Origin of the sequence: Idiomarina abyssalis, assembly GCF_019797805.1 — a bacterium.
GTDB classification, from domain to species: domain Bacteria; phylum Pseudomonadota; class Gammaproteobacteria; order Enterobacterales; family Alteromonadaceae; genus Idiomarina; species Idiomarina abyssalis.
Map to the genome: position 1 here is coordinate 2,585,244 of NZ_CP081832.1, position 25,385 is coordinate 2,610,628.

The following is a 25,385-nucleotide window of genomic DNA, read 5'->3' on the forward strand; positions in this document are numbered from 1 at the left end:
GCTTTAAGTTCTAACATTGAGCGTTTAAGTAAATAATTAAGTAGTCTAAAAAGACAACTAAAGTGCAGCAAAGCAAGTGAGAAGCGACAAAGTTAAGTTTCAGAAAAAACTTACAAAAAACGGCGGTTATTACGACGTTAAGCAAAGCGATAAAGTTAACAAACAGATAGAAAAACCAAATGAAAAGGCTGTCACCATAGGACTCGAACCAGCCCTTAGTACCCTCGAGTGACTCCGTTTCACAACTTGAAGCCACTATGATTGGGCCCGCAAAATTATCTAGTAAAGGGCTCAGTAGAGCCCCGAGAGTAACTTGGAAAAGCAGATTCAGCAGTACAAAACTTACTGATTCTCGGTAGTCTTTCATGAGGTTCACACAGTGTTACTAATTCCATCGAACCAAAGTAACAGGTATTTCACCACCGGTGTACTCGAACTCGACTTCAACAAGACCACCGCTATCGGCAATAGCTACCAAGGCATCGCAATCCGCGTTTTCAGCACAGAGGAACTCATATTGATAAAAGCCATAAACTCCCTCTTCTTTATCAGTAAAAGGGTTTCCGCTAAGTTCTACTTCGCTGTAAACATAGCTGGTGCCAACGGAGTCGGACTGCGAGCTAATAACTTCGACCAGCTCAATTGATATTGAGCTGCCATCGGCAACACCTTCAGTATCAACGTTTTTCTCAAGTACACGTAACTCATAAGAGGTTCCGAACTCATGTTCAAAGCCCTCAATACTAGTGGTGAAAATTTCTTGTCCACTTTGAGTAGTTCCATGTCCAGTTATTGGCGGGGTAAATTGAATACCTAAACCGTAATACACGGGTTCAGACGCCACTGTGACGGTATATTCAGTTCCCTCATCAGAATCATTTGAGCCGCCGCAACCAAACAAATATGCGGTCATAAATGTGAGTAACAAAGAACGTGACAGGGTTTTAGATTCCATTTATTCATACTCCTGATTATAGACAAGCTAAATTTCAGCCAGATAATGGTCGCACCATGATGAATTGCCGCAATACTCTTGAGCTACAGGGTGAAATAATTATCACAGAATCGCTATAGTATTAGCGGTTCCGTGATAATTCTAAATAGGTCACTACCACCCTCGATATAGATTTAATCACGTGATTTTTTTCTAGACTTAAAAACAGACTCGCCTAAAGCAAAGCCAACACTTGCGGCAATAACTATATAATAATTACGCTTAAAATCTTCTAAACCTAGAAATTCCGAAGTAATTCCAAGAAAATATAAAATATAGCTTACGCTGTGGAATAACGTGACAAGAACAACAAAAACAATAAAAACGAGTATGATAAATTTAATAAACCGAATCATAAAGTTCATGATAATCAAGGTGAGCCAATACCATCAGCATAGCTTGGAAAGCCATCTTTATCGACATACCATGTATTATTATCCTGGAAGGTTTTGAAATGAGAAACCGACATAATTGGATCACCATGAGAAAAGAACAAGTGACTAGAGGAGTTTTTTCGTTTATTACTAACTTTAGTCTTTATTTTATAGCATTATCCTTGGCTATATTTTGTATAGGGTATGTGGCTTATATCGTAGATCTTTTAGACAAGCCGTTAGGCCTTACCGACTTTAAAGATAAGTATTATATTATCATCGCAGGAAGCTTTGGTATTGCCGCAAAACCTTTCATCAAAAGGCTACTCCGTTAGCTCAAGGATAAGAACTTTAATGTACGCCGAAAAAAAGGGCCTTTCGGCCCTTTCTGATTTATTCGACCGTTACACTTTTTGCTAAATTACGAGGCTGGTCCACATCGGTGCCTTTAATCAGGGCAACGTAGTAAGACAGCAGCTGCAAAGGAACGGTATAGACAATAGGCGCTATCACTTCGTCGCAATGGCAGACGTTAAGCACATTTAACGACTCATCGCCTTTGAAGCGGGCGTTTTTGTCGGCAAAAACGTACATCAAACCGCCACGAGCGCGAACCTCTTCCACATTCGATTTCAGCTTTTCCAGTAAATCGTTATTGGGGGCTACGACAATAACCGGCATTTCTTCGTCAATAAGTGCCAGTGGGCCGTGTTTTAATTCCCCAGCGGCGTACGCTTCGGCGTGAATGTATGAAATTTCTTTCAGTTTTAACGCACCTTCCATAGCAATAGGGTATTGATTACCACGTCCCAGGAACAGGCTATGCTCTTTGTTGGCAAAGTCCTGCGCTAACTCTTCAATTTCATCGGCCAGTGACACCGCTTCTTCCAGCTTGGCCGGCAAGGCCTGCAACGCGTGGACAACAGCTTCTTGCTGTTGCTCTGGCATGCCGCGGTATTTGCCAATACCTAAGGTCAGCATAAGCAGGCCGGTCAACTGGGTCGTAAAGGCTTTGGTTGACGCCACACCAATTTCCGCACCAGCGCGGGTTAAAAAGGCCAGGTCCGATTCGCGTACCATAGACGAGGAGCCCACGTTACAAATAGTCAGGCTGCCTTTATAACCCAGCTCTTTCGACAAACGCAGTGCTGCTAAGGTATCTGCCGTTTCACCACTTTGAGAAATGGTGACTAACAAGCTGTTCGGGTGAACATAAGACTTTCGGTAGCGGAATTCTGAGGCAATTTCGATATTACATGAAACGTTCGCCATAGATTCGAGCCAGTAGCGAGCCACCATACCTGCGTGGTAACTCGTTCCACAGGCAACAATTTGAACGTGCTCGATACCTTTTAAAATGTCGGCGGCGTTTTCGCCAAAAGCATTATCCAGCACAGTGGTTTCGGACAAACGGCCTTCCAGTGTGTTACGAACGGCAATAGGCTGCTCGTAAATTTCTTTTAGCATGAAATGGCGATACTCGCCTTTACCACCCGCGTCGTAGCTTACGTCAGATTCAACAACTTCACGTTCGACAGCGTTACCTTCAGAATCGTAAATGTCTATTTCAGTGCGGTTAATGTCGGCTACATCGCCTTCTTCCAGGTAGATAAACTGACGGGTCACCGGCAATAAAGCTAACTGGTCAGAAGCCACAAAGTTCTCGCCAATACCCACACCAATAACCAGAGGGCTACCAGAACGGGCAACGACTAAACGCTCAGGGTATTGGGTATCCATAACCACGGTACCGTAAGCGCCTTCCAACTGACGTACTGCCGACTTAACGGCAGCCAGTAGATCACCATGCGTTTTGCGTTCGTGATGAATCAAGTGAGCGATTACTTCGGTGTCAGTCTGCGAGTTAAAGACATAACCTTCGGCTTTTAGCTCTTCGCGCAGGCGTTCGTGGTTTTCAATAATGCCGTTATGCACAACAGCAATTTGATCCTCAGAGCGGTGAGGGTGGGCATTAGCTTCAGTCACACCACCGTGCGTTGCCCAACGTGTATGCGCAATACCAATAGTCCCGTCTAACGGGTTCTGGTCTATAGCGTCTTTAAGTTCCTGTACTTTACCGGTACGACGCACACTTTTTAAATGCTTATCGGCGTCAATAACAGCCACACCAGCCGAATCGTAACCCCGGTACTCCAGTCGTTTTAAGCCTTCCAGCAAAATACCTGTTACTCGACGTTCAGACGTCGCGCCTACAATACCGCACATAAGTTAACTTCCTTTTTTCGACTGTGGACGTTGCCATCCGCTGATATTACGCTGCTTGCCCCGGGCTACAGCCAGTTCGTCATCTGCTACCGTTCGGGTTATGACCGAGCCGGCACCGACGGTGGCATTTTTACCAATGGAGACAGGCGCAACCAGAGAGCTGTTTGAACCAATAAAAGCGCCGTCACCAATTTCAGTAAGCGCTTTATTCACACCATCGTAATTGCAGGTAATGGTACCTGCACCAATGTTTGCGTATTCACCCACTTGAGTGTCACCAAGGTAGGTTAAATGACTGGCCTTTGAGCCTTTACCTAAACGGCTTTTTTTCATTTCGACAAAGTTTCCGACCTGCGCTTCATCCGCAAGTTCCGCGCCGGGTCGCAGCCGTGCAAAAGGACCGACTTTACAGCCTTTCGCCACTTTTGCATCTTCTATATGAGAGTTCGCGCGAATAACAGTGTCGTCGCCAATAACGGAGTTTCTAATGACACAGTTTGGCTCTATAACAACGCGGTCTCCAAGAACCACATTACCTTCAAAAACCGCATTAATATCAATAGTGACGTCGCTGCCGGCACTCAATTTACCGCGGCAATCAAAACGAGCAGGGTCAATTAAGGTCACGCCCTGAGTCATCAGCTCTTCGGCCTGACGCTGCTGCAATGCGCGCTCTAGCGAAGCTAACTGCTGGCGGTTGTTGGCACCTTCCACTTCCTGCGCGTTGTCAGGCTGTGCAGTAGCAATATTTACGCCTTCCTGGGCGGCCATTTCCACAATGTCAGTCAGGTAATATTCTTTCTGCGCGTTGTCATTGCTGAGTTGCTCAAGCCAGCCTTTTAGCTTGTCGCTGTCAGCTATCATAATACCGGTGTTTACTTCGTCTATAGCTAACTGCTGCGCATTTGCGTCTTTTTGCTCAACAATGCCGGTTACGCTGCGGCGTTCGTTACGCACAATACGACCATAACCTGTTGGTTCCGCTAACGTCATAGTCAGCAAGCCAAGCGAGGTATTAGCACTGGCAGTTACCAGCTTAATTAAAGTGGACTCGGTTAACAGGGGCACGTCACCATACAAAATAATGACTTTTTCATTGCTTTTAAGGTGCGGGATAACCTGTTGAACGGCATGACCGGTACCCAATTGTTCACGTTGCTCTACCCAGGTTAAGTCGTCGCCGGCAATAGCTTGCTGCAGCTGATCGCCACCATGACCATAAATTAAATTAATGGCATCTGGCTTTAATGACCTGGCAGTATCAATGACGTGTTCTACCATCGGTTTATTCGCCACTTTATGCAGCACTTTGGGTAAGTCTGAACGCATGCGGGTTCCTTTCCCTGCGGCCAGAATAACAACGCGTAACTTCATATTAATGAGATCCTTAATTCAGTATCGCTTGCAGCAGCTTTATTACGTACACCTATTGTAACGACAAAAAAGGCCCTGTTGCACTAACAACAAGGCCTTTTACGTATTTTAACGCAGAAGTTTTAGCGCTTAAGCTTACGAATAACCTCAAGCTGAGCCAATGCGCGCGATAACTCGGCGATTGCCTCTGCATAGGTCACATCTGCACTTGAGTCAGCAATGGCTTCTTCAGCGCGTTTCTTCGCCGCTTCAGCTTCTTTCTCATCGAGATCGTCACCACGAACAGCAACGTCTGCTAGTACAATGACATGACCAGGCTGTACTTCTAACACTCCACCGGCGACATACAGAAGCTCTTCGTCGCCCGCTTCGCTGACATACCGAACCATACCTGGTTTGATTTTTGTCAGCAGGGGCGCGTGACCTGGGTAAATACCCATCTCACCTTCGCTACCAGTGACCTGAACCGTTTGTACAACGCCTGAGAACAATTTGTCTTCAGCGCTAACAATGTCCAGATTTAATGTTTGTGTTGCCATTCAAACCTCCCGGTCGGTTACAGGTTTTTGGCTTTTTCTACCGCTTCTTCGATGGTACCAACCATGTAGAAGGCCTGCTCTGGCATATCGTCGTAATCACCATCCAAAATGCCTTTAAAGCCGGCAATAGTATCTTTCAAAGATACATATTTACCTGGAGCACCAGTGAATACTTCGGCTACGAAGAAAGGCTGCGACAAGAAGCGCTGAATTTTACGAGCACGAGATACAGACAGTTTGTCTTCTTCAGACAGCTCGTCCATACCCAGAATCGCAATGATGTCTTTCAGCTCTTTATAGCGTTGCAGTACTTCCTGAACACCCATTGCTGTGTCGTAGTGCTCATCACCGATAACCTGTGGGTCCAACTGACGTGACGTTGAATCCAACGGGTCAACCGCAGGGTAGATACCCAATGACGCGATGTCACGGTTAAGTACAACGGTTGCATCCAAGTGAGCAAAGGTTGTTGCCGGAGATGGGTCAGTCAAGTCATCCGCTGGTACGTAAACCGCCTGTACCGACGTGATTGAACCCGTCTTAGTAGAGGTGATACGTTCCTGCAGAACACCCATTTCTTCGGCCAGGGTAGGCTGATAACCAACCGCTGAAGGCATACGGCCTAACAGTGCTGATACCTCAGTACCGGCCAGAGTGTAACGGTAGATGTTATCAACGAAGAAAAGTACGTCGCGACCTTCGTCACGGAATTTCTCAGCGATAGTCAAACCCGTCAAAGCAACACGTAAACGGTTACCCGGTGGCTCGTTCATCTGACCATAAACCAGTGATACTTTATCCAGAACGTTTGAATCGTTCATCTCGTGATAGAAGTCGTTACCTTCACGAGTACGCTCACCAACACCAGCGAATACTGAGTAACCGCTGTGCTCGATTGCGATGTTACGGATAAGCTCCATCATGTTAACGGTTTTACCAACACCAGCACCACCGAACAGACCAACTTTACCACCTTTAGCAAACGGGCAAATCAAGTCGATGACTTTAATACCTGTTTCTAACAGTTCGTTAGTGTTTGACTGTTCTTCGTAGCTTGGTGCCGCACGGTGAATAGACATTTTCTCGTCTTCACCGATAGGGCCCGCTTCATCGATTGGGTTACCCAATACATCCATAATACGGCCCAGGGTCTTCTTACCCACTGGAACCATGATTGATTCACCGGTGTTTTCAGCGGTGATACCACGACGCAGACCGTCAGTTGTACCCATTGCGATGGCACGTACGATTCCGCCGCCCAGCTGCTGCTGAACTTCAAGAACCAAACCTTCTAAGCCACCTTCGGTCACTTTCAGTGCGTCGTATACTTTTGGTACAGCGTCTTGTGGAAATTCTAAATCCACAACGGCGCCGATAATTTGTACGACCTTACCTTGACTCATGACGTTTCCTCTAACTCTTCAATTCTGTTAACCGTTGCCGCGTTATACCGCTTCGGCGCCGGACACGATTTCCGAAATTTCTTGCGTAATTGCTGCCTGACGCGCCTTGTTATACTGCAATTGCAGTTGATCGATAATATCTTCGGCGTTGTCGGTTGCAGCTTTCATCGCAATCATCCGAGCGGCTTGCTCACTAGCAAAGTTATCTACGACACCTTGATACACTTGCATTTCTACAAAGCGACGAATTAGCGTATCTAGAATACTTTCCGGATTCGGCTCATACAGGTAATCCCAGCTACCTGTCTGTACTTCTTCTTCCGATCCTGCTTGCGGCAATGGCAACAATTGATGAATGGTCGGCTCCTGGGTCATCGTATTCACAAACTTGTTGAATACAACGTACAAGCGATCGATTTTACCTTCTTCAAAGGCATCCAGCATAACCTGGATAGAACCGGTGATTTCTTTCAGTTCTGGCTTATCGCCCATACCTGAAACTTGCGCTTTCAACTTACCAAAACGCTTGAAGAAACCGGTTGCTTTGCTGCCTATTGCGGCAAAATCCGCTTCAACATCTTGCTCTTTCCATTCGTTAGCGTGCTTAACGACTTTCTTGAACTCATTACCGTTCAAGCCGCCACACAAACCACGGTCGGTAGAAACAATGATGTAACCCACACGCTTAACCTGACGTTCTTCCATAAATGGATGACGATATTCAAGGTTACCGCGCGCCACATGACCAATCACCTTGCGAATGGTGTCCGCATAGGGGCGACTAGCCTCCATACGTTCCTGCGCCTTTTTCATTTTCGACGCAGCGACCATTTCCATAGCACTGGTGATCTTCTGAGTATTACCGATACTCGAGATCTGAGTTTTTATCTCTTTACCGCTGGCCATGACGATTCTCCTGTTAACTCAACGACAAATGGCCGCTACTGCGGCCAGGTGCGATTACCATGATTGCGTTTGCTTGAATTTCTCAAGCGCAGCTTTCAATTGCGCATCGATGTCGTCGTTATAGTTGCCAGTTTTATCAATCTCAGCCATTAGCTCGGCGTATTCGCTCGCCATGAAAGATTGCAGCGATTCTTCAAAATCCATGATTTTGTCGATTTCTACGTCTTTCAAGAAGCCTTTTTCAACGGCATAAATTGATACAGCCATTTGAGACACGCTCATAGGCTTGTACTGTTTCTGTTTCATCAGTTCGGTTACACGCTGACCGTGCTCCAACTGTGAACGAGTCGATTCATCAAGGTCAGATGCAAACTGAGCGAACGCCGCCAATTCACGGTACTGAGCCAGGGCAAGACGGATACCGCCACCCAATTTCTTGATGATTTTCGTTTGTGCTGAACCACCAACACGAGAAACCGAGACACCGGCGTTAACCGCAGGACGAATACCTGAGTTAAACAAGTCAGTTTCCAGGAAGATCTGACCATCGGTGATTGAGATAACGTTAGTCGGTACGAACGCCGATACGTCACCTGCCTGAGTTTCAATGATAGGTAAGGCAGTTAAAGAACCTGTCTGGCCTTTTACTTTACCGTCAGTGAATTTTTCTACGTAGTCAGCGTTAACACGCGCTGCACGCTCAAGTAAGCGAGAGTGGAGGTAGAAAACGTCACCAGGGAATGCTTCACGACCTGGCGGACGGCGCAGCAACAGTGAAATTTGACGGTATGCAACAGCCTGCTTAGAGAGGTCATCGTATACGATCAAAGCGTCTTCACCACGGTCACGGAAGTATTCACCCATAGTACAGCCAGAATAAGCTGCTAAGTATTGCAGTGCTGCAGATTCAGAAGCAGAAGCCGCAACCACAATGGTGTTTTCCAATGCGCCGTGCTCTTCCAGCTTACGTACAACAGCAGAGATGGTTGAGTTCTTCTGACCAATGGCTACGTAAACACACTTAATACCAGAGTCTTTCTGGTTGATAATAGCGTCTACGGCTAAAGCTGTTTTACCTGTCTGACGGTCACCGATGATAAGCTCACGCTGACCACGACCAACTGGAATCATCGAGTCAATTGACTTGTAACCAGTTTGTACTGGCTGATCAACCGACTGACGTTCGATAACGCCCGGGGCGATTTTCTCAACTGGCTCATAGCCGTCAGCTTCAATTGGACCTTTACCGTCGATAGGCTGACCTAGTGTGTTTACCACACGGCCCAACAGTTTTTCGCCGACCGGAACTTCAAGGATACGGCCAGTAGATTTTACTTTGGTGCCTTCCTGCAAATCTGCATAAGGACCCATAACAACCGCACCAACAGAATCACGTTCAAGGTTCAGTGCGATAGCGTAACGATTACCAGGTAGCTCGACCATTTCACCTTGCAGACAGTCTGCAAGTCCGTGAATGCGAATGATACCGTCTTGTACAGACATGATGGTACCTTCGTTGCGGGCTTCGCTGGTGACTTCGAACTTCTCAATTCGCTGTTTGATCAGTTCTGCGATTTCATTTGAATTCAATTGCATGCTCAAGTCCCCAATTAGGATTGCAGTGCGTAAGCAAGTCTATCGAGCTTGCCGCGCAAGGTGCCGTCAATAACGGTATCACCAGCTTCTATAACAAGTCCGCCAATAATGGACTTGTCGACACTGCAGTTCAGCTTAATTTTGCGTTGCAGGCGCTTCTCAAGTGCTTTACTCAAAGCCGTTTGTTGTGCTTTCAGCAGTTTAACCGCTGACTTCACATCTACAGTGACTTCTTTGTCGTGTTCAGCACGAAGCGTCTGATAGAGCTCACTAACCGCTGGAAGTACTGGCAAACGTTCATTTTCAGCCAGTACTTTAACGAAGTTCTTAGCGTTATCGTCGAGCTCGTCGCCGCAAACACCCAAGAAAACATCTGTCGTTTTTCCAACAGTCGAAGAGCTGCTCAAAAATGAGGCAATAGTCTCATCTTGCGCTACCGCAGCAGCGAAGCTAAGCATTTCTGCCCACTTATCGAGCGCTCCCTGTTCTAAAGCAAAATCAAAAGCTGCTTTTGCGTAAGGGCGAGCGACCGTAGTCAGTTCTGACATAAGCTCAAACCCCTTTATTAAAGTTCAGCGACCAGTTTTTCAACAATGTCGCTATGAGCGTCTTTATCAATTTCACGCTCAATGATTTTCTGAGCCCCAGAAACCGCCAATACGGCGACTTGCTTACGCAACTCTTCGCGAACGCGGTTACGCTCAGCTGTCACTTCTTCATGTCCAGACGCAACGATTTTTTCACGTTCTTCGTGGCCACGTTGAGTTTCTTCCTCAACAATTTTAGCGCCACGTTTTTTCGACTGTTCAATGATTTCAGCGGCTTGCTGTTTCGCCTCTTTGAGCTGCTCGGCAATTTCTTGCTGGGCTTTCTCTAAATCTTTTTGAGCACGTTCACCGGCATTAAGGCCGTCAGCAATTTTCTTCTGACGTTCCTCAATAGCCTTGATGATCGGTGGCCATACAAATTTCATGCAGAACCACACGAACACGGCAAACGCGATCGATTGTCCAATTAGAGTAGCGTTGATATTCACAACGGACCTCCTTCAGTTGGTGACCGTCGAATAACGATTAGCCTGCTACCTGGGTTAAGAATGGGTTCGCAAACGTGAACAGCAATGCAACAGCAACGCCGATCATTGCGATAGCATCGATAAGACCAGCTACGATGAACATCTTAACTTGCAGCTGTGGTGCCAATTCTGGTTGACGAGCAGCAGCTTCCAGGAATTTACCACCCAGAATACCAAAGCCCAGTGCTGTACCCAGTGCAGCCAGACCGATCATGATTGATACAGCGATAGCAGTAAAAGCAACTACAGTTTCCATTGATTTCTCCAGTTTTTCAGTAGATTAAAGTTAAAAGTAAAGCTAAAAACTTTTTGTTTAGAACACTAGTGTTCAGATGAAGCCATGCTTAAGTAAACAATGGTCAGCATCATGAAAATAAACGCTTGCAATGTAATGACCAGAATATGGAACACAGCCCAGGCAAAGTGCGCTGGTAGCTGGAATAATCCAATCATTGCAATCAGAATAAATATCAATTCACCCGCATACAGGTTACCGAACAAACGCAGTGCCAGTGACGCTGGTTTTGCCAGTAACGTGATACTTTCAAGCACAAAGTTTACCGGCATTAACGCCCAGTGATTAAACGGGGTTAATGTCATTTCTTTGGCAAAGCCTTTCACGCCTTTGTACTTAATTGAGTAGATAATAATGAGCGCAAAGACGCTGATACTCAGAGCAAAAGTTGTGTTCAGGTCAGTTGTTGGTACAACTTTCATGTAGACGTCATGCGGATCGTCAACAAAGCCCAAATGGTATCCAATTTGTTGAGATGCCCAAGGCAACCAATCAACTGGAATTAAGTCCATCAGGTTCATCAGGAATATCCAGACAAAGATGGTTAATGCCAGAGGCGCAATCAGTTTATCTTTACCGTGAAAGGACTCTTTGACGCTGTTGTCGACAAACTCGACAATCATTTCGACAAAGCATTGCCATTTACCAGGTACCCCAGCAGAGGATTTTTTGGCTACTCTGCGGAAACTCCACAGAAACAGCACACCCAGTAACACGGACCAGAAGATAGTATCGACGTTCACCGCCCAGAACCCTTCACCAACCGTCCAATTTTGGAGGTGATGCTGGATATACTGAGTCGGAGTTTGTTCTCCACTTACCATGTTGTTTCCCAGTTAGGTTGATTTTAAAAATAAAACCGGTGCTATCCACTGCATGGTGACGGCAATAACGAAGCCGATCAGTAACCACACAGGATATAAATTTGTTATCAGCAGTGCGAGCATGAGCAGCAATGCTGTTAGCAGAAGCTTAACGCCTTCGCCTAAAAAGAAGCTTTGTACAACTTTCTGATTAGCGCGTGCACCTGCATGTTTAAAAGCAATAAGTGCAAATAGTGCGTTGGGTATTACAGCGGTTAATCCGCCACAAAGAATACCTAAAGCCGACTGCGTATTCGAAACCAATATCGTGACAAGTGCAGCAACTAAGACCACAATAAATTGTGTGCCTACTATTCTTCCTGCCAGTTTTTTACCTACCGCATTGAGTGCCTGTGTCACGACCAAAACCTTTTAACTGGCGGCTATCTTTATGTGGCTTTCAACCAGCCACAATGAAACTCGCGCTAGTATAAAGATCTGCCATGTAATTGCAAACAAATTTGCCTGTAGGCAACGGTTTCTATGCCATTTAACAAAAGTTCTACAACAATCAATACATTGGAATAATTATTTGATGTGAGTCAGAATTCCATCCAGTTCGTCCAGGTTGGTATAACTGATAACCAGTTTTCCTTTTCCTTTACGACCGTGATTGATGGAAACTTTCGCGCCCAGAGTCTCAGACAATTTCGTCTCTAAATGTTCAATGTTTGCGTCTGGTTCGGGCTTTTCAGTTTGTTTTGGTGGGTCGATAGTACGTCTGACCAGTTTTTCGGCGTCACGTACGGTCATATCTTTTGCAACAATTTGCTGTGCTACATCGGCTTGTTGTTCACCTTCTAATGCCAGCAACAACTTAGCGTGACCCAGCTCAATGTCGCCACGTTCAAGCAAGACTTTCACGCCGTCCTGTAAATTATTTAGGCGCAGTAAATTCGTTACAGTAGTACGCGATTTACCGACAGCCTGGGCAACATCCTGGTGGGTCATCTGAAACTCATCCAATAAGCGTTGCAACGCTGTCGCTTCTTCCATTGCATTGAGGTCTTCACGCTGGATGTTTTCAATTAATGCAATAGCAACGGCCGCTTCATCCGGCACGTCTTTAATTAGGCAGGGAACCAGCTCCAGTTTCGCAAGCTGAGCTGCACGCCAACGACGCTCCCCGGCAATAATTTCGTATTCGTCTTTGCCAACAGGGCGAACCACAATAGGCTGAATAATACCCTGAGCTTTCACTGAAGCGGCTAAATCTTCCAAAGCTTCGGGTGACATGTCTTTACGAGGCTGATAACGACCGGGTTTTAACTGTTCAACCGGCAGTTTCTGTAATTCGCCTTTAACTTCTTCCGTCACTTGTTCAGATTGACGATCAGAGTTTTGCTGATTACTGGTCAGTAAGGCATCCAGACCACGACCTAAACCTCGTTTTTTTGCCGACATGATTCGCTAAATTCCCTTGTTATGATTCTTCTGCTACTTCGTTACGATTTTCAGAACGTCGGATAAGTTCACCCGCTAAGGACAAATAAGCCTTTGAACCCGTTGATGATTTATCGTAATACATAGCCGGTGCACCAAATGAAGGCGCTTCAGCTAAACGCACGTTACGCGGAATGACTGTTCGGTAGACTTTGTCACCAAAGTGGTTTTTTAGTTGTTCTGAAACATCGTTAGCCAAACGGTTACGCGGATCGTACATAGTCCGCAAAATACCTTCTATCTCTAGCCCGGGGTTAACCACATCGGCCAGCTGACGAATGGTTTCCATTAATGCTGTCAAACCTTCCAGTGCATAGTACTCACACTGCATTGGCACCAGAATAGAGTCAGCCGCTGCCATGCCGTTAACCGTCAGCATGTTCAGCGATGGAGGGCAATCAATAAAAATGTAATCGTAGGTGTCCTGGACAGCTTTTAGTGCGTTACGCAAGCGTAATTCCCGCGCAAAAACTTCCATTAATTTAATTTCAGCGGCAGTTGCATCAGCATTTGCCGCGATTAAATGATACTTACCGTTAGTGTCTGTTACCGCAACGTCTTTAACCGGCTTTTCTTCAATCAACAATTCATAAATGCTGTTTTCAACGTCGTACTTGTCAACGCCGCTACCCATGGTTGCATTACCTTGAGGATCTAAATCGATCAACAATACTTTGCGACGGGTAGCAGCCATCGAAGCAGCCAGGTTAACTGCTGTGGTTGTTTTTCCAACTCCGCCTTTTTGATTTGCAATAGCAATGGTTGTAGCCACGGGTTTTATAACCTCTTGTTGTTGTCGGATAATCGACTGTCGGTTGTTTTATGACCGTTTGCTTATAATGACGATATGTCGGCTCGCGTCAATGCCGGGAACGTTAATTTGCTCAATACTTTCAGTTTTATAGTTTGCTGACAGTTCGTCCAGTTCTTCTTGCGGGTATAAACCTTTAAGAGCGTAAAACCGTCCTTTATCTGAAGGTAAATGCTCACACCAGGAAAGCATATCATTAAGCGAGGCAAAGGCTCTACTGATTACACCGTCAAACTTTTTTTCGTCCTGATAATCTTCAACCCGGGCCTGTACCGGCGTCACATTGGTTAATTTTAACTCGTGACAAACCTGACGAATAAAACGAATACGCTTACCTAAACTATCGAGCAAAACAAATTCTTTATCAGGTTCTGCTATGGCCAAAGGTAACCCAGGTAAACCAGGGCCTGTTCCAACGTCAATAAAACGTTGTCCCTGTAAATACTGACGAACCGCCAGACTGTCCATAATATGTCTTGTGAGCATATCCTTTGGATTTCTTACGCTGGTCAGATTATAGGCTTTGTTCCACTTGTCCAATAAACCCACTAACGCCAGTTGCTGGTCAATTTGGGACTCTGACAAGGTTAGTTGCGCTTGCTCCAATAATTCCTTTAACTGCTCTTTCACATCCCTTCCTTAAGCACTTTTACGCAATAAACCCTGTTTTTTCAGGTGCACCAGAAGCATAGAAATGGCCGCAGGTGTTATACCAGAAATACGGGCCGCTTTGCCTACTGTTTCTGGCTGGTGGTCATTTAGCTTAGCAATAACCTCATTCGATAAGCCTTTAATCTTAGCGTAATCGAAAGGTGAAGGAAGCAAAGTATTTTCGTGACGCTGCTGTTTCGCAATTTCATCGTGCTGACGCGAAATATAACCTGCATATTTAATCTGAATTTCAACTTGTTCAGCGGCTAATGGATCTTCTAATCCCGGAGCAAAAAAATCCGTCTTGGCAAGATCCTGATAATGGATCTCCGGACGTCTCAATAACTCTTCGCCACTGACTTCTTTGGTTACAGGGCTTTTTACCAACGCATTAATTTGCTCCACAGAAGCGTGGTCTTTATGCACCCAGGTGGTTTTTAACCGTTGTTTTTCCTGCTCAACAGCTTCCATTTTCTTATTAAATGCAGCCCAGCGTTCATCATCGACTAAACCAAGGTTACGACCAATTTCGGTTAAGCGAATATCGGCGTTATCTTCACGCAGAAGCAAACGATACTCCGCACGCGAAGTGAACATACGGTACGGTTCCTGAGTACCCAAGGTTGACAGATCATCGATCAACACGCCCATGTAGGCTTGATCACGTCGTGGTGACCAGGAATCTTTATCCTGTGCCTGCAATGCGGCATTTAAGCCAGCAACAAGGCCTTGTGCTCCGGCTTCTTCATAGCCGGTTGTGCCGTTAATTTGGCCGGCAAAGAACAAGCCGTTAATGACTTTGGTTTCCAGCGATTGTTTAAGATCTCTGGGATCAAAATAATCGTACTCTATGGCGTAGCCCGGACGCGTAATATGAGCGTTCTCGAAGCCTTTAATTGACTGAACCAGGCGCTGCTGAACATCAAACGGCAGACTGGTTGAAATACCATTAGGGTAAACTTCAAAGGTATCTAAACCTTCAGGTTCTACGAATATTTGATGTGAACCTTTTTCAGCAAAACGAACAATTTTATCTTCGATAGAAGGGCAATAACGTGGCCCGACACCCTCAATCACACCTGAATACATGGGCGAACGATCAAGCCCTGAACGAATAATTTCGTGAGTGTTTTCATTGGTGTGCGTAATGTAACAGGGGATTTGCTGTGGATGATCAGCACGCGAACCCATATAGGAAAATACCGGAGTTGGGTTATCGCCTGGTTGTTCCTGCATGACTGAAAAATCGACGCTTTGGCTGGCTATACGCGGTGGTGTGCCGGTTTTTAACCGCTCTACTCGTAACGGCAATGAACGTAAGCGTTTAGCTAAAGCATTTGCAGGAGGATCGCCTGCGCGGCCGCCTTGATAGTTATCCAGACCAATATGAATTTGTCCGCCAAGGAAGGTTCCTACCGTTAAAACAACGGTTTTAGCGGTAAATTTAAGACCCATTTGGGTAACAACGCCGGTAACGCGATCGTTTTCAACAATAAGATCATCACAACCTTGTTGGAATATCGACAAATTAGGCTGTGTTTCTAATGCGTAGCGGATCGCTTGTTTATACAGTTGGCGATCGGCCTGAGCTCTTGTCGCTCTTACTGCAGGACCTTTTGAAGAATTCAGTGTTCTGAACTGAATTCCGGCTTTATCTGCAGCTTTTGCCATGAAGCCACCAAGGGCATCAATTTCCTTAACTAAATGACCTTTTCCTATTCCACCAATGGCTGGGTTACAGGACATTTGCCCTAAAGTATCAATATTATGCGTAAGCAATAGGGTTTTAACACCTAAACGAGCGGCGGCTAAAGCTGCTTCTGTTCCGGCGTGTCCTCCACCGACAACAATAACATCAAAGTGTTGTTGGCTCTGTTCTGACATTCAATGTGACCTTTCGTTGAAGAATAGGAAAATAGCCGATTATTTTAACGCGATTTTGTATAAATCTAAATGGTTAAATTTCGTTCAGTGTTATTAAAGATCTTAAAGAAGATCAGTAAAGGATCTTATTTAGATCTTTTATTGTTATTACTACTAGTCAGCGGTTTTCTGTGAATAGATCGCTACAGCCCTTTTTTTATATAGCTCATATTAAGATCACTCTCTGTAGATAACCGGGGTTGAACTGGGATCATAGATCGTGGATAAGTGGGGTAGTTATACACAGATCAGTTTATCCCCAGTGTTATACCCACTCCATTGACAGTGCTTAAGTGATCTTATGCCAGCTTTAATCACAGGCTAAAATAGCTGTGTATAAGCATGTGGGTATGATCACAGAGCCTTTACAGAATCAGTGATCGCGGGCAACCAGGTTAATGTTTTTTCTTCCGGATCGTCTTCCAGCATGTCTATTTCTAAACGATCAGCCAGTTTAATGGCACCGAGTTCCTGCAAACGGCTATCGCAATGACGACCCGCCTCGCAGAAGGTGTCGTAGCAGGACTCACCAATAGCGACAACTGCGTAGTTTAGTCCTGTTAAATCAGGGCTTTGGGGATCATTTATTTCATCATAGAAATCCAGCATAGAGTCGGCATAGTCGCCGGCGCCGTGACTGGCTAGAAAAACTAACCAGGGTTGATCGGTCGGGAGTTTTTCAAATTCTGGCTCGTAGTGAAGCTCGGTTTCGATACCTTGTTCGTTGAGTTTTTCGCTGACAGTATCGGCTAAAAACTCGGTATTACCGGAGGTTGTACCCACTAAAAGATGTAAAACGGTCATAAACTTTTTTGCTCATTTGCTACTATTAGAAAAACACGAATCATACAGGAGAACCCAAATGGTAAAAGGTCTTATAAAGGTATTAGTGGCTTTAAGTGCCGTAATAGTTTCATTCAATGTTTCAGCTGGTATAGAGTCGCCTAAACAAGTGTCTGAAAACCTTTGGGTTATGGGCACGCCTTCAGATGAACAGTTAGCGGAATTTGCGGATAACGGCGGTGATGTTGTTATTAATTTGCTTTCACAAAAAGAAATGACCGAAAGCGAGGAAGCTGCTGTTGTGACCCGTAATGGTATGGCTTATTACCATGTACCGGTTAATGGCGCAGACGGTGTTACCTTTGAGAACGCACGTATGGTTGATCGTATTCTATTAGAAAATAGCGATAAAACCATTCTGGTGCATTGCGCTTCGAGTAACCGCGTAGGCGCACTGATGGCTTTGCGCGCGGGCTGGTTAGACGGAATGCCGGTGGAAAAAGCGTTAGAAGTTGGTCGTGAACATGGCATGACGTCGCTGGAAGAGAAAGTGAAGACGATGCTTTCTGAGTGACGAGTCAAAAAAGGCCAGCTCTTATGAACTGGCCTTTTCCTTTATTTTAAATGCTCTTTTAATAGCCCTGGCTGACGTTCTGGTGTAAATATCTCAATCCAATAGCCGTCCGGGTCTTTAATAAAAGCAATGCCTTTCATTTTTCCATCGTTAGGGCGTTTTTGAAATTCCACGCCCATTTTTTCGAAACGCTCACAGGCGGCATCAATATCGGGCACAGCGAATCCAATGTGACCAAAGCCTTTCGGTTCTTCATTGCCACTGTGATAGGACACTGAATCGTCGTTTTCGTCCCCCCAGTTGTGCGTGAGCTCCAACATAGCCGGACGACCAAAGGTTTGTTCAATACGTTTATCGTGGTCGGTTGACCAGTCTTTACGTTGCTCCGGTGAAATAGCAGCCATGAAATAAAGCGTGAATTCCATTTCGGGAAAGTCCAGGCGTTTTACCAGAGTCATTCCCAACACCTCACTGTAGAACTTTAAGGTGCGTTCCGGATCTTTTATGCGGAACATGGTCTGGTTAAAAACAAAGTCGTGCGTTGCCGGGTCATGTTGTTCCGATAACCCCTTGGCTTCATCAAAATGTCTGCTCATAATGGCTTCCTTAGTCGGTTCAGTAATTAACTGCTGTTACACTGTTTATTGGGTTTATTACGAGAGAGTTCAAGCGTGGCCTGGTCGGTTTATTTAGTGAAGTGTGCTGATAATACGTTTTATACCGGTGTGACAACTGACGTTGAGCGCCGCGTTAATGAGCACAATGTGGATGATAAAAAAGGGGCTAAATACACACGAGCGCGTCGTCCGGTTGAGCTTGTCTGGAGCGAGGTGCACCCTAATAGGTCAAAAGCGTGCCAACGGGAATATGAAATAAAACGTTGGTCTCGCGTTAGAAAAGCCGAATTAACCGGTTGAGTTGAGTCTTTTTTGTCCGGTTAAAAGGTGTTCAATTATGGAGTCTTTTTCTTTTAAGCCGAGCTTATCACTAATTTGGGTTAGCTTTATGACTCGATGGTAAAATCGTGCTTTGCGCCTTTTGTATTGGCTTTCGGTGAGTTTCTCGGTGTCGAGCTGGTCAATTTCTTCTGTCAGTGTTTGCAATAAAGTTTGGTACCGAGCTTTTAAGCTTGTCGGATAAATTAGACGATAAGCAACTAATGCAAGTAATGGTGCGGCGACCACGGCCAAAGCAATGGTAATAGAGTGACCAAGATGGAACGAATAAGCTACTGAAGGCTGCATTAGTAGCAAGAAAACCAGATTAAAATCCATGCTGCCGTTGGCAGTTTTTTGATGAGACATAGGAAACCCGGCCAACAAAATAACGGGCATTAACGCCACTAACATCCAAAAAATGGCATCCTGATATTGCCAGACAGCGGCCTGTATTAGTATGGCAGTTAAAGCTCCTGCACACTGCCCAAAAAACACATACTTCATCGTCAGAGCGGGGTTATCAGCGGTTGAAAATAGAGTCAGCATAACCGAGGCGCCTAACATTAAATAAGCCAGCTGAAACCATTCGGTATACCACCAGGCTGCGCCAATTAGGCTCATTATAACCAAGGTTCTTATAGCTGCCTGACGAGCGCCTCTCCAGTCGCGGTGTAAAATAGTTTTGGTCAGCAGGGTTGAGCTGGCCGTTTTGCCTGAATCGCGAAAAGATAAACGGTCGTTGGTGGCTTCAACAAATTCACTGAACCGTCTTTTTAATGCATCGTTTTTAATCAGTTTCAGGGCTTTTCTGAGAGGTTCAATAATTTCTGAGCGTTTAGCGGAAGCATTTAGTTTGTTGGAAGATTCAAGTAAGTGATTACTTACTTCTTTATTGTTTTCTGGTTCCTGAATGTTGAGTTCGGTGAAAAAGCCAAGCTGACTGTTAATGACTAAACGTAAGGTTTTGGCTGACTCATGAGCGCTGACAGAACCGGTACCATGATCGAGTAATTGAGCTTCTATGGCCGCTAACTGCGACAGCTTTTCAGACAGGTTAAGCGAAACCTTATCCGGTTCAGCAAAATAATGACTGATATCCTGTAAATTAGCGGCGGTTAGTCGGCGAAGTTGGTTAATTAAAGTTTGTTCCGCGCGTTTATAAGTAAAAGCCCAACCAATAACTAACGAGGTCATAATACCGACAAATACTGTAAGCAAACGGTCGATACCCAGTGGCATCAAAGCATCTGGGCTTTGTGTCAGAAGAACGACCATTGAGGCAGAGTACCCGGCCAAAATTGTGCCGTAGGAAATAAGACCGTGCAGTAAATTGCCGGTGTAAACACAGAGGGTTACCCAGAGTGATAAACCGACTACCAGCCAGATGATCTCGCCGCCGGCAGAAACAACCAGTATCATTCCAAACATGGTGCCCAGCAAGGTACCTAAAGCACGATAGGCAGCTTTTTCTACGAGAAGACCTCGGGTTGGTTGCGAAACGGCCCAGACGGTCATAGCGGCCCATTGAGGGTGTTCTAATCCAAGTGCCCAGGCAAAAACAAGTGACAAACAGGCAGCAATGCCGGTTCTGAACCCAAACCGGAGCCGGACGTAGTCAAACCCCCATTGCGCTAACTTGTCTTTCACTGTTGCTCCTTAGCTTTTGGTGACTAAGAAATCGCGTTATTTGCCGATACAGAACGAACCGAAAATCTGGCCGAGAAGATCGTCAGAAGTGAACTCACCAGTAATTTCATTGAGGTGCTGTTGGGTCAGACGTAGCTCTTCCGCCAGTATTTCACCGGCCATGTTGGCTTCGAGTTGCTCCTGACCCTGCAGTAAATGGGTTTTTGCTTTAGCCAGAGCCTCTAAGTGCCTGCGTCTGGCCATAAAGCTTCCTTCTGCAGTTGTGTTGTATCCAACACAATGCTTTAAGTGCTCGCGCAGTAATTCAATGCCGTGGCCAGTTTTGGCGGATAAATGAATAACCGGAATGCCGTTGTGCTCATCAATGCCGGTAGGCTCTTCCGATAAGTCGACTTTATTGCGGATAACGGTGTAGGGCATGTCTTCAGGTAACTGAGCGAAAAATTCCGGCCATATGTCGTCAGGATGAATGGCAGAAGTCTCCTGACTGTCGACCATAAATAAAACGCGATCTGCCTGACGAATTTCATCCCAGGCGCGTTCAATACCTATTTTCTCAACGTGGTCCGGGCTTTCGCGTAAACCGGCGGTATCAATAATATGCAGCGGCATGCCGTCTATTTGAATGTGTTCTCGCAGAACATCACGGGTGGTTCCGGCTATTTCGGTAACAATGGCGGACTCGCGACCTGCCAGAGCATTAAGCAAGCTGGACTTACCCGCATTAGGACGTCCGGCAATTACAATGCGCATACCTTCACGCATAAGCGTTCCTTGCCGGGCCTCCTGTTCTATATGGAACAGGTGGTCAATAATTTCAGCTAAATCGCCGGAGACTTTACCGTCGGAAAGAAAGTCGATTTCTTCATCCGGAAAGTCGATGGCTGCCTCAACGTACATGCGTAGGTGAATAACGGCATCCACCAACTGATCAATTTTGTGAGAAAACTCACCTTTTAGGCTTTGTAATGCGGCTTTAGCGGCTTGCTCCGAATTGGTATCAATTAAGTCGGCAATAGCTTCTGCCTGGGTGAGGTCAAGCTTGTCGTTCAAAAACGCTCGTTCACTAAATTCACCAGGTCGTGCAGGACGAATACCGGGAATTTCCAGAATGGCCTTAATGATCATGTCGATAAGAACGGGTCCGCCGTGACCTTGCAGCTCTAAGACATCTTCGCCGGTAAAGGAGTTAGGACCAGGGAAATAAAGCGCAATGCCTTCGTCCAGCAGTTGTTTTTGTAAATCGTAAAAAGGTAAGTATTCGGCTTTACGAGGTTTGGGGCAATGGCCTAACAGTTTTTCAGCAACATCTTTACAGGCTTTGCCACTAACGCGAACAATACCAACACCACCGCGTCCGGGTGGCGTGGCCTGAGCAACAATGGTGTCGTCAAAGTCTGTTTCAGTTGTCATTGATATTGATTGGTTCATCGAAATCAGCTTTTATTGTGATGGTATTATCCGAAATTTCTGTTATTACGAAAGTCGGGTTCCGAGGGTAAGATGGGAAAATATTACTGGAAATATTAGAAAACGTCGCTTTATTTGAGTTTTCATCCAGAACTAAATCTATATTACACATTTTCGCTTTACACTCTGCATCAAAACTTTCGATATCTGATTGATTAATGTTGGTGTAATAGAGAGTTTCAACTTCATTTTTCATATCATCGCCCCAAGCATCGGGCGGTGCCTGCTTAAATTCATTCTCTCGTTGTTTATTGAACCTGTTCGCAACTAGGTCTGAATGGTGTTGGAGTGCAGCGTGCGTATCAGCTGTTGTTTTTTTGTTTTCAGGTTTATCTGAAGGCTTGGGCAGATCACTATTCTTATGAATTTCTGAATCCGGACTTGCAGAATATTTGTTTGTTTTCGTTTTTTGCGCAGTGGATTCTATAGACTTAGATATTTTATTTTTGCGGGTATTTTCATATTCATCAGGACTAACGCCTGTTTCTGGTTTTGAGAGGCCAGGCTGTTTAGGTTGGCTTGTACCAGCCAGAGAGGAAGGCTTCTGATCGATAATAATAAAAGCAACAAGTCCTGTGATGATGACTAAATAAAAAAAGTCCTTTTTATTCATTTCAGTACCCCCAATAGGATAAAAGCCCAGCGTTTGCCGGGCCTTAATGCTTGATTACTTCTTCTTGTTCCTAACGTCTATTCCTTTCTTCTCTAACCCACGGTAAATGATCAGCATTTGTGCAATGGTAATCAAGTTACTGACCAGCCAGTACAGTACCAGACCTGATGGGAACCACAGGAAGAAGACGGTAAATATAACCGGCATATACTGGAACAGCTTCTGCTGCATTGGGTCAGCCGTTGGTGTTGGCTGCAGCCGCTGCATCAGAAACATACTGGCACCCATTAATATTGGCAGGATGTAGTATGGGTCCTTGGTCGATAAGTCCTGAATCCAGAATACAAATTCTGAATGACGCAGTTCGACACTTTCCAACAGCACCCAGTAAAGCGCCAGGAAGATTGGAAGCTGCAACAGCATTGGCAGACAACCGCCCAGAGGATTTACTTTTTCTTCTTTATAAAGCTTCATCATGGCGCTCGACATTTTCTGTCGGTCGTCGCCATAGCGTTCACGAAGTGCGGTCATTTTAGGCTGCAGCATACGCATTTTAGCCATTGATACGTATTGCGCTTTGGTCAATGGGAACAGCAATGCTTTGACAATAACGGTGGTCAGAATAATGGCCAGACCCCAGTTAATGACAAGGCTTTGTAAAAATTGAAGCAGCTTAAATATTGGCTGAGCTAACCACCAAAGGAAACCGTAGTCGACGGTTAAGTCCAGGTGCTCAACTATTTGTGCCATAGCGTCCTGATCTTTAGGACCCAGATAAAGCTGTGACTCAATGACTTTTGAGCTGCCGGCCTGAATTTCGGTCATCGGGTAAATGACACCAATAATTGCCTGGCTGCCATTCGCAACACGTGAGAACAAGCGGTTAGGCTGGCCCTGTTCAGGTATCCATGCCGAAACGAAGTAGTGCTCAAGCATACTGACCCAACCGGTCTGCGAGGTGACGTTCAGCTTTTTATCCAGCATGTCGTCAAAGTCATACTTTTCAAACTTGTCATCGTCATGCGAGTACGCTGCACCAAAGTAGGTTGGCATAATCATGCTGCCACTTTCGCCAGTACCCATGGAGCGCTTAAGTTGTCCGTAGAACTGGGTATTCAGCGCGTTAGCAGTATTGTTCTCAATCTCAAAACGAACGTCGACGTTGTACTTTCCGGGAGTGAAAGTAAATACCTTACGATAGATAGCGCCACTTTCCGTGGTGTAGGTTAACGGAACTTCGATAACGTCAGTTTCGGACTGATAGCTTTCTTTTTCGTAGTTATAAGACGGACGACCGTCACCGCTTGCATCGATACCATCCGGGCCTATTAAGCCAGACTGTGCGACGTAGACGCTATTTGATCTATTCTGTAATAGCTGGAAACGCTCTTCGGTTCCTAAGTCCTTGGCGAACTTAAGTAACTCTGTTGAAACAACGTCACCACCGTGAGTATCAATTTCGACATCAAGCACGTCGGTGCGGACGCGAATGGTTGTTTCTGATTGTTGGCTAACAACGGGCTGATCACCTTCCGGTACATCTGCCGCAGCTGAACCACTTGAAGGCACATCGCTGTTTTCAGTGTTATTGCTCGATTGCGTTACTGTCGCGGTTTCGTTTGCTTTTGTTCCGGGTGCGGTCTCCACCATCCAATTTTGGTATAGGAAGAATGACACCACTAAAAAGGCAATAAATAATATCGTGCGTGGCGAATTCATAGTGATTTCGTCTCTGTTGGCTGTTTTAGTAAAGATTCGGATTCATTGTTATTTTCTGGCTTAATTTCTTGCTTACTGGGCGGAACGGGGTCATAACCGCCTTCGTGGGCAGGATGACATTTACCAATTCTTACTGCAGCAAGGCCAATACCTCGGATTGTACCGTGTTTTTGTATAGCCTCACAGGCATAATGCGAGCAAGATGGATAAAATCGACAACGCGGGCCTAACAATGGGCTAATAAACCATTGATAAACCTTTATGAACGCGATTGGTATTGTTCGCAACGCTTTGCTAATTTTCGCCATAAATAATTCAACGTATCCCGTAATGCGGCGTTATCCTGCTCGACAATACCCTGCTTGGCAATAATTACAATGTCAAAACCGGGAATTTTGTGCTGTCTTAAACGGAATGTTTCACGTATCTGGCGTTTTATGCGGTTTCGGTCAACAGCGCGCTTCGCTCGCTTTTTACTGACAGTAACACCTATACGTGGATGCTCTAACTCATTGGGGGTTGCCAACATAGTGACATGAGCAGTAACGGCTTTTACAGGAGGGTTTGAGAATACAGTCTGGAAATGAGAGGGAGTTAACAGACGTAACTCCCTTCCATATGAGATACTTTTATGCACTCAGTACTTTGCGACCACGAGCACGGCGACGAGCCAATACTTTACGGCCGTTTTTACTTGCCATGCGAGCACGGAAGCCGTGAGCACGTTTGCGTTTTAATACGCTTGGTTGAAATGTTCTTTTCATAACTAATATTCCATCGGTCAGTTTGCTATTTCCCACGCTGGCCGAAAAAGTTGAAACCAAACGTGAACGGAATTTTTTAGAGCGCGGATCTTACCGATCTTTTCGCATTGAGTCAATGATAAGAGGCGGTTTTAGGCAATAAAACCTAAATTAATCTCATCCACAATCTGTAGCAATTATAACATTAAGAATGTGGATAAAATAACAGTTATTCACTTTTTAGATGATTTTTCTGTTTTGGTAAAGTGGCTGGTTACAAGCAAGTTATGCGCCAGTTCTGCCATCAGTGACTATTTTTTATCTCCTTTATTCATGCCGTTTTCAGGCAGTTTATACTAGCGAATATGAACTGAGTGAAGTACAATCTTTGGTTATGATAATAAAAAACGATCCAGGAGAAGAGT

General features: G+C 45.3%; 28 protein-coding genes. 3 read left to right on the forward strand and 25 right to left on the reverse strand.

What is annotated here, in order from left to right; genetic code table 11:
• Positions 1-385: 385 nt before the first annotated feature.
• Entirely contained in the window at positions 386-955 is a 570-nt protein-coding gene (locus K5X84_RS12390; protein ID WP_222236051.1) for a DUF4377 domain-containing protein, read from the reverse strand.
• Between the two features lie 520 nt (positions 956-1,475).
• On the opposite strand from K5X84_RS12390, the gene K5X84_RS12395 reads away from it, so the two are divergent.
• A complete protein-coding gene (locus tag K5X84_RS12395; RefSeq protein WP_222236052.1) occupies positions 1,476-1,703 on the forward strand; it encodes a hypothetical protein in 228 nt (75 codons plus the stop codon).
• Positions 1,704-1,761: 58 nt separating this feature from the next.
• On the opposite strand, the gene glmS is transcribed toward K5X84_RS12395, so the two are convergent.
• The 16 genes from glmS to K5X84_RS12475 all read right to left on the reverse strand — a co-directional run bounded on the left by glmS (position 1,762) and on the right by K5X84_RS12475 (position 17,277).
• Positions 1,762-3,594 (reverse strand): glutamine--fructose-6-phosphate transaminase (isomerizing), encoded by a 1,833-nt coding sequence (gene glmS, locus K5X84_RS12400; RefSeq protein WP_199493912.1) that lies wholly within the window; start codon positions 3,592-3,594, stop codon positions 1,762-1,764.
• Positions 3,595-3,597: 3 nt separating this feature from the next.
• Entirely contained in the window at positions 3,598-4,968 is a 1,371-nt protein-coding gene (gene glmU, locus K5X84_RS12405) for a bifunctional UDP-N-acetylglucosamine diphosphorylase/glucosamine-1-phosphate N-acetyltransferase GlmU (RefSeq protein ID WP_222236054.1), read from the reverse strand.
• Positions 4,969-5,090: 122 nt separating this feature from the next.
• On the reverse strand, positions 5,091-5,507 hold the full coding sequence (locus K5X84_RS12410; protein WP_222236055.1) for a F0F1 ATP synthase subunit epsilon: 417 nt from the start codon (positions 5,505-5,507) through the stop codon (positions 5,091-5,093).
• Between the two features lie 17 nt (positions 5,508-5,524).
• Positions 5,525-6,910, reverse strand: a complete 1,386-nt coding sequence (gene atpD / locus K5X84_RS12415; protein WP_054488985.1) for a F0F1 ATP synthase subunit beta — start codon at positions 6,908-6,910, stop codon at positions 5,525-5,527.
• 42 nt (positions 6,911-6,952) lie between these two features.
• A complete protein-coding gene (atpG, locus tag K5X84_RS12420) occupies positions 6,953-7,816 on the reverse strand; it encodes a F0F1 ATP synthase subunit gamma (RefSeq protein ID WP_054488982.1) in 864 nt (287 codons plus the stop codon).
• Between the two features lie 54 nt (positions 7,817-7,870).
• Positions 7,871-9,412, reverse strand: coding sequence for a F0F1 ATP synthase subunit alpha (atpA, locus tag K5X84_RS12425; RefSeq protein WP_054488980.1), 1,542 nt, complete (start codon positions 9,410-9,412; stop codon positions 7,871-7,873).
• A gap of 14 nt (positions 9,413-9,426) precedes the next feature.
• On the reverse strand, positions 9,427-9,960 hold the full coding sequence (gene atpH, locus K5X84_RS12430) for a F0F1 ATP synthase subunit delta (RefSeq protein ID WP_054488978.1): 534 nt from the start codon (positions 9,958-9,960) through the stop codon (positions 9,427-9,429).
• 17 nt (positions 9,961-9,977) lie between these two features.
• Positions 9,978-10,448: a F0F1 ATP synthase subunit B gene (atpF, locus tag K5X84_RS12435; protein WP_054488976.1), complete on the reverse strand. Its 471-nt coding sequence runs from the start codon at positions 10,446-10,448 to the stop codon at positions 9,978-9,980.
• Between the two features lie 37 nt (positions 10,449-10,485).
• Positions 10,486-10,743 (reverse strand): F0F1 ATP synthase subunit C, encoded by a 258-nt coding sequence (atpE, locus tag K5X84_RS12440; RefSeq protein WP_011235847.1) that lies wholly within the window; start codon positions 10,741-10,743, stop codon positions 10,486-10,488.
• Positions 10,744-10,808: 65 nt separating this feature from the next.
• Positions 10,809-11,606, reverse strand: coding sequence for a F0F1 ATP synthase subunit A (gene atpB / locus K5X84_RS12445; RefSeq protein WP_222236057.1), 798 nt, complete (start codon positions 11,604-11,606; stop codon positions 10,809-10,811).
• 12 nt (positions 11,607-11,618) lie between these two features.
• Positions 11,619-12,005: an ATP synthase subunit I gene (locus K5X84_RS12450; RefSeq protein WP_054488972.1), complete on the reverse strand. Its 387-nt coding sequence runs from the start codon at positions 12,003-12,005 to the stop codon at positions 11,619-11,621.
• Between the two features lie 168 nt (positions 12,006-12,173).
• Positions 12,174-13,049 carry a ParB/RepB/Spo0J family partition protein gene (locus tag K5X84_RS12455; RefSeq protein WP_054488970.1) on the reverse strand — a complete coding sequence of 292 codons (876 nt, stop codon included), beginning with the start codon at positions 13,047-13,049 and terminating at the stop codon, positions 12,174-12,176.
• Positions 13,050-13,068: 19 nt separating this feature from the next.
• Positions 13,069-13,860 carry a ParA family protein gene (locus K5X84_RS12460; RefSeq protein WP_054488968.1) on the reverse strand — a complete coding sequence of 264 codons (792 nt, stop codon included), beginning with the start codon at positions 13,858-13,860 and terminating at the stop codon, positions 13,069-13,071.
• A 48-nt stretch (positions 13,861-13,908) separates the two neighbouring features.
• Positions 13,909-14,529, reverse strand: coding sequence for a 16S rRNA (guanine(527)-N(7))-methyltransferase RsmG (gene rsmG, locus K5X84_RS12465; protein WP_222236058.1), 621 nt, complete (start codon positions 14,527-14,529; stop codon positions 13,909-13,911).
• A gap of 9 nt (positions 14,530-14,538) precedes the next feature.
• Positions 14,539-16,434, reverse strand: a complete 1,896-nt coding sequence (gene mnmG / locus K5X84_RS12470) for a tRNA uridine-5-carboxymethylaminomethyl(34) synthesis enzyme MnmG (protein ID WP_054488964.1) — start codon at positions 16,432-16,434, stop codon at positions 14,539-14,541.
• Positions 16,435-16,827: 393 nt separating this feature from the next.
• Positions 16,828-17,277, reverse strand: coding sequence for a flavodoxin domain-containing protein (locus tag K5X84_RS12475; protein WP_054488962.1), 450 nt, complete (start codon positions 17,275-17,277; stop codon positions 16,828-16,830).
• 58 nt (positions 17,278-17,335) lie between these two features.
• Between K5X84_RS12475 and K5X84_RS12480 the strand changes: the two genes are divergently transcribed.
• Positions 17,336-17,830 (forward strand): protein tyrosine phosphatase family protein, encoded by a 495-nt coding sequence (locus tag K5X84_RS12480; RefSeq protein WP_222236060.1) that lies wholly within the window; start codon positions 17,336-17,338, stop codon positions 17,828-17,830.
• 41 nt (positions 17,831-17,871) lie between these two features.
• On the opposite strand, the gene gloA is transcribed toward K5X84_RS12480, so the two are convergent.
• Positions 17,872-18,426, reverse strand: coding sequence for a lactoylglutathione lyase (gloA, locus tag K5X84_RS12485; RefSeq protein ID WP_222236062.1), 555 nt, complete (start codon positions 18,424-18,426; stop codon positions 17,872-17,874).
• Between the two features lie 75 nt (positions 18,427-18,501).
• On the opposite strand from gloA, the gene K5X84_RS12490 reads away from it, so the two are divergent.
• The gene (locus K5X84_RS12490) at positions 18,502-18,747 is read left to right on the forward strand and encodes a GIY-YIG nuclease family protein (protein WP_222236064.1); all 246 of its coding nucleotides are present in this window, start codon (positions 18,502-18,504) and stop codon (positions 18,745-18,747) included.
• On the opposite strand, the gene K5X84_RS12495 is transcribed toward K5X84_RS12490, so the two are convergent.
• From K5X84_RS12495 to rpmH, 7 genes are read right to left on the reverse strand one after another with little or no spacing between them, the layout of a single operon-like run.
• Complete coding sequence (locus K5X84_RS12495) at positions 18,736-20,415, reverse strand: FUSC family protein (protein WP_222236066.1); 1,680 nt, start codon at positions 20,413-20,415, stop codon at positions 18,736-18,738. The two genes, K5X84_RS12490 and K5X84_RS12495, sit on opposite strands and share 12 nt — an antisense overlap.
• Positions 20,416-20,451: 36 nt before the next feature.
• Complete coding sequence (gene mnmE, locus K5X84_RS12500) at positions 20,452-21,828, reverse strand: tRNA uridine-5-carboxymethylaminomethyl(34) synthesis GTPase MnmE (protein WP_222237034.1); 1,377 nt, start codon at positions 21,826-21,828, stop codon at positions 20,452-20,454.
• Positions 21,818-22,498 (reverse strand): hypothetical protein, encoded by a 681-nt coding sequence (locus K5X84_RS12505; RefSeq protein WP_222236068.1) that lies wholly within the window; start codon positions 22,496-22,498, stop codon positions 21,818-21,820. Before K5X84_RS12505 ends, mnmE begins: the two co-directional genes overlap by 11 nt.
• A gap of 54 nt (positions 22,499-22,552) precedes the next feature.
• Positions 22,553-24,217 (reverse strand): membrane protein insertase YidC, encoded by a 1,665-nt coding sequence (gene yidC, locus K5X84_RS12510; RefSeq protein WP_222236069.1) that lies wholly within the window; start codon positions 24,215-24,217, stop codon positions 22,553-22,555.
• Positions 24,214-24,525 (reverse strand): membrane protein insertion efficiency factor YidD, encoded by a 312-nt coding sequence (gene yidD / locus K5X84_RS12515; protein ID WP_222236071.1) that lies wholly within the window; start codon positions 24,523-24,525, stop codon positions 24,214-24,216. Before yidD ends, yidC begins: the two co-directional genes overlap by 4 nt.
• Positions 24,477-24,854, reverse strand: coding sequence for a ribonuclease P protein component (rnpA, locus tag K5X84_RS12520; protein ID WP_222236072.1), 378 nt, complete (start codon positions 24,852-24,854; stop codon positions 24,477-24,479). The genes yidD and rnpA overlap by 49 nt, the downstream gene beginning before the upstream one ends.
• Positions 24,847-24,981 (reverse strand): 50S ribosomal protein L34, encoded by a 135-nt coding sequence (gene rpmH, locus K5X84_RS12525; RefSeq protein ID WP_054488948.1) that lies wholly within the window; start codon positions 24,979-24,981, stop codon positions 24,847-24,849. The genes rnpA and rpmH overlap by 8 nt, the downstream gene beginning before the upstream one ends.
• Between the last annotated feature and the right edge of the window lie 404 nt (positions 24,982-25,385).

Excerpts from the sequence above, each read along its gene's own strand:
- K5X84_RS12390 (WP_222236051.1), bottom strand. The coding sequence starts at position 955 with ATGGAATCTAAAACCCTGTCACGTTCTTTGTTACTCACATTTATGACC.
- K5X84_RS12395 (WP_222236052.1), top strand. The coding sequence starts at position 1,476 with ATGAGAAAAGAACAAGTGACTAGAGGAGTTTTTTCGTTTATTACTAAC.
- glmS (WP_199493912.1), bottom strand. The coding sequence starts at position 3,594 with ATGTGCGGTATTGTAGGCGCGACGTCTGAACGTCGAGTAACAGGTATT.
- glmU (WP_222236054.1), bottom strand. The coding sequence starts at position 4,968 with ATGAAGTTACGCGTTGTTATTCTGGCCGCAGGGAAAGGAACCCGCATG.
- K5X84_RS12410 (WP_222236055.1), bottom strand. The coding sequence starts at position 5,507 with ATGGCAACACAAACATTAAATCTGGACATTGTTAGCGCTGAAGACAAA.
- atpD (WP_054488985.1), bottom strand. The coding sequence starts at position 6,910 with ATGAGTCAAGGTAAGGTCGTACAAATTATCGGCGCCGTTGTGGATTTA.
- atpG (WP_054488982.1), bottom strand. The coding sequence starts at position 7,816 with ATGGCCAGCGGTAAAGAGATAAAAACTCAGATCTCGAGTATCGGTAAT.
- atpA (WP_054488980.1), bottom strand. The coding sequence starts at position 9,412 with ATGCAATTGAATTCAAATGAAATCGCAGAACTGATCAAACAGCGAATT.
- atpH (WP_054488978.1), bottom strand. The coding sequence starts at position 9,960 with ATGTCAGAACTGACTACGGTCGCTCGCCCTTACGCAAAAGCAGCTTTT.
- atpE (WP_011235847.1), bottom strand. The coding sequence starts at position 10,743 with ATGGAAACTGTAGTTGCTTTTACTGCTATCGCTGTATCAATCATGATC.
- atpB (WP_222236057.1), bottom strand. The coding sequence starts at position 11,606 with ATGGTAAGTGGAGAACAAACTCCGACTCAGTATATCCAGCATCACCTC.
- K5X84_RS12455 (WP_054488970.1), bottom strand. The coding sequence starts at position 13,049 with ATGTCGGCAAAAAAACGAGGTTTAGGTCGTGGTCTGGATGCCTTACTG.
- mnmG (WP_054488964.1), bottom strand. The coding sequence starts at position 16,434 with ATGTCAGAACAGAGCCAACAACACTTTGATGTTATTGTTGTCGGTGGA.
- K5X84_RS12475 (WP_054488962.1), bottom strand. The coding sequence starts at position 17,277 with ATGACCGTTTTACATCTTTTAGTGGGTACAACCTCCGGTAATACCGAG.
- K5X84_RS12480 (WP_222236060.1), top strand. The coding sequence starts at position 17,336 with ATGGTAAAAGGTCTTATAAAGGTATTAGTGGCTTTAAGTGCCGTAATA.
- gloA (WP_222236062.1), bottom strand. The coding sequence starts at position 18,426 with ATGAGCAGACATTTTGATGAAGCCAAGGGGTTATCGGAACAACATGAC.
- mnmE (WP_222237034.1), bottom strand. The coding sequence starts at position 21,828 with ATGACAACTGAAACAGACTTTGACGACACCATTGTTGCTCAGGCCACG.
- K5X84_RS12505 (WP_222236068.1), bottom strand. The coding sequence starts at position 22,498 with ATGAATAAAAAGGACTTTTTTTATTTAGTCATCATCACAGGACTTGTT.
- yidC (WP_222236069.1), bottom strand. The coding sequence starts at position 24,217 with ATGAATTCGCCACGCACGATATTATTTATTGCCTTTTTAGTGGTGTCA.
- yidD (WP_222236071.1), bottom strand. The coding sequence starts at position 24,525 with ATGGCGAAAATTAGCAAAGCGTTGCGAACAATACCAATCGCGTTCATA.
- rpmH (WP_054488948.1), bottom strand. The coding sequence starts at position 24,981 with ATGAAAAGAACATTTCAACCAAGCGTATTAAAACGCAAACGTGCTCAC.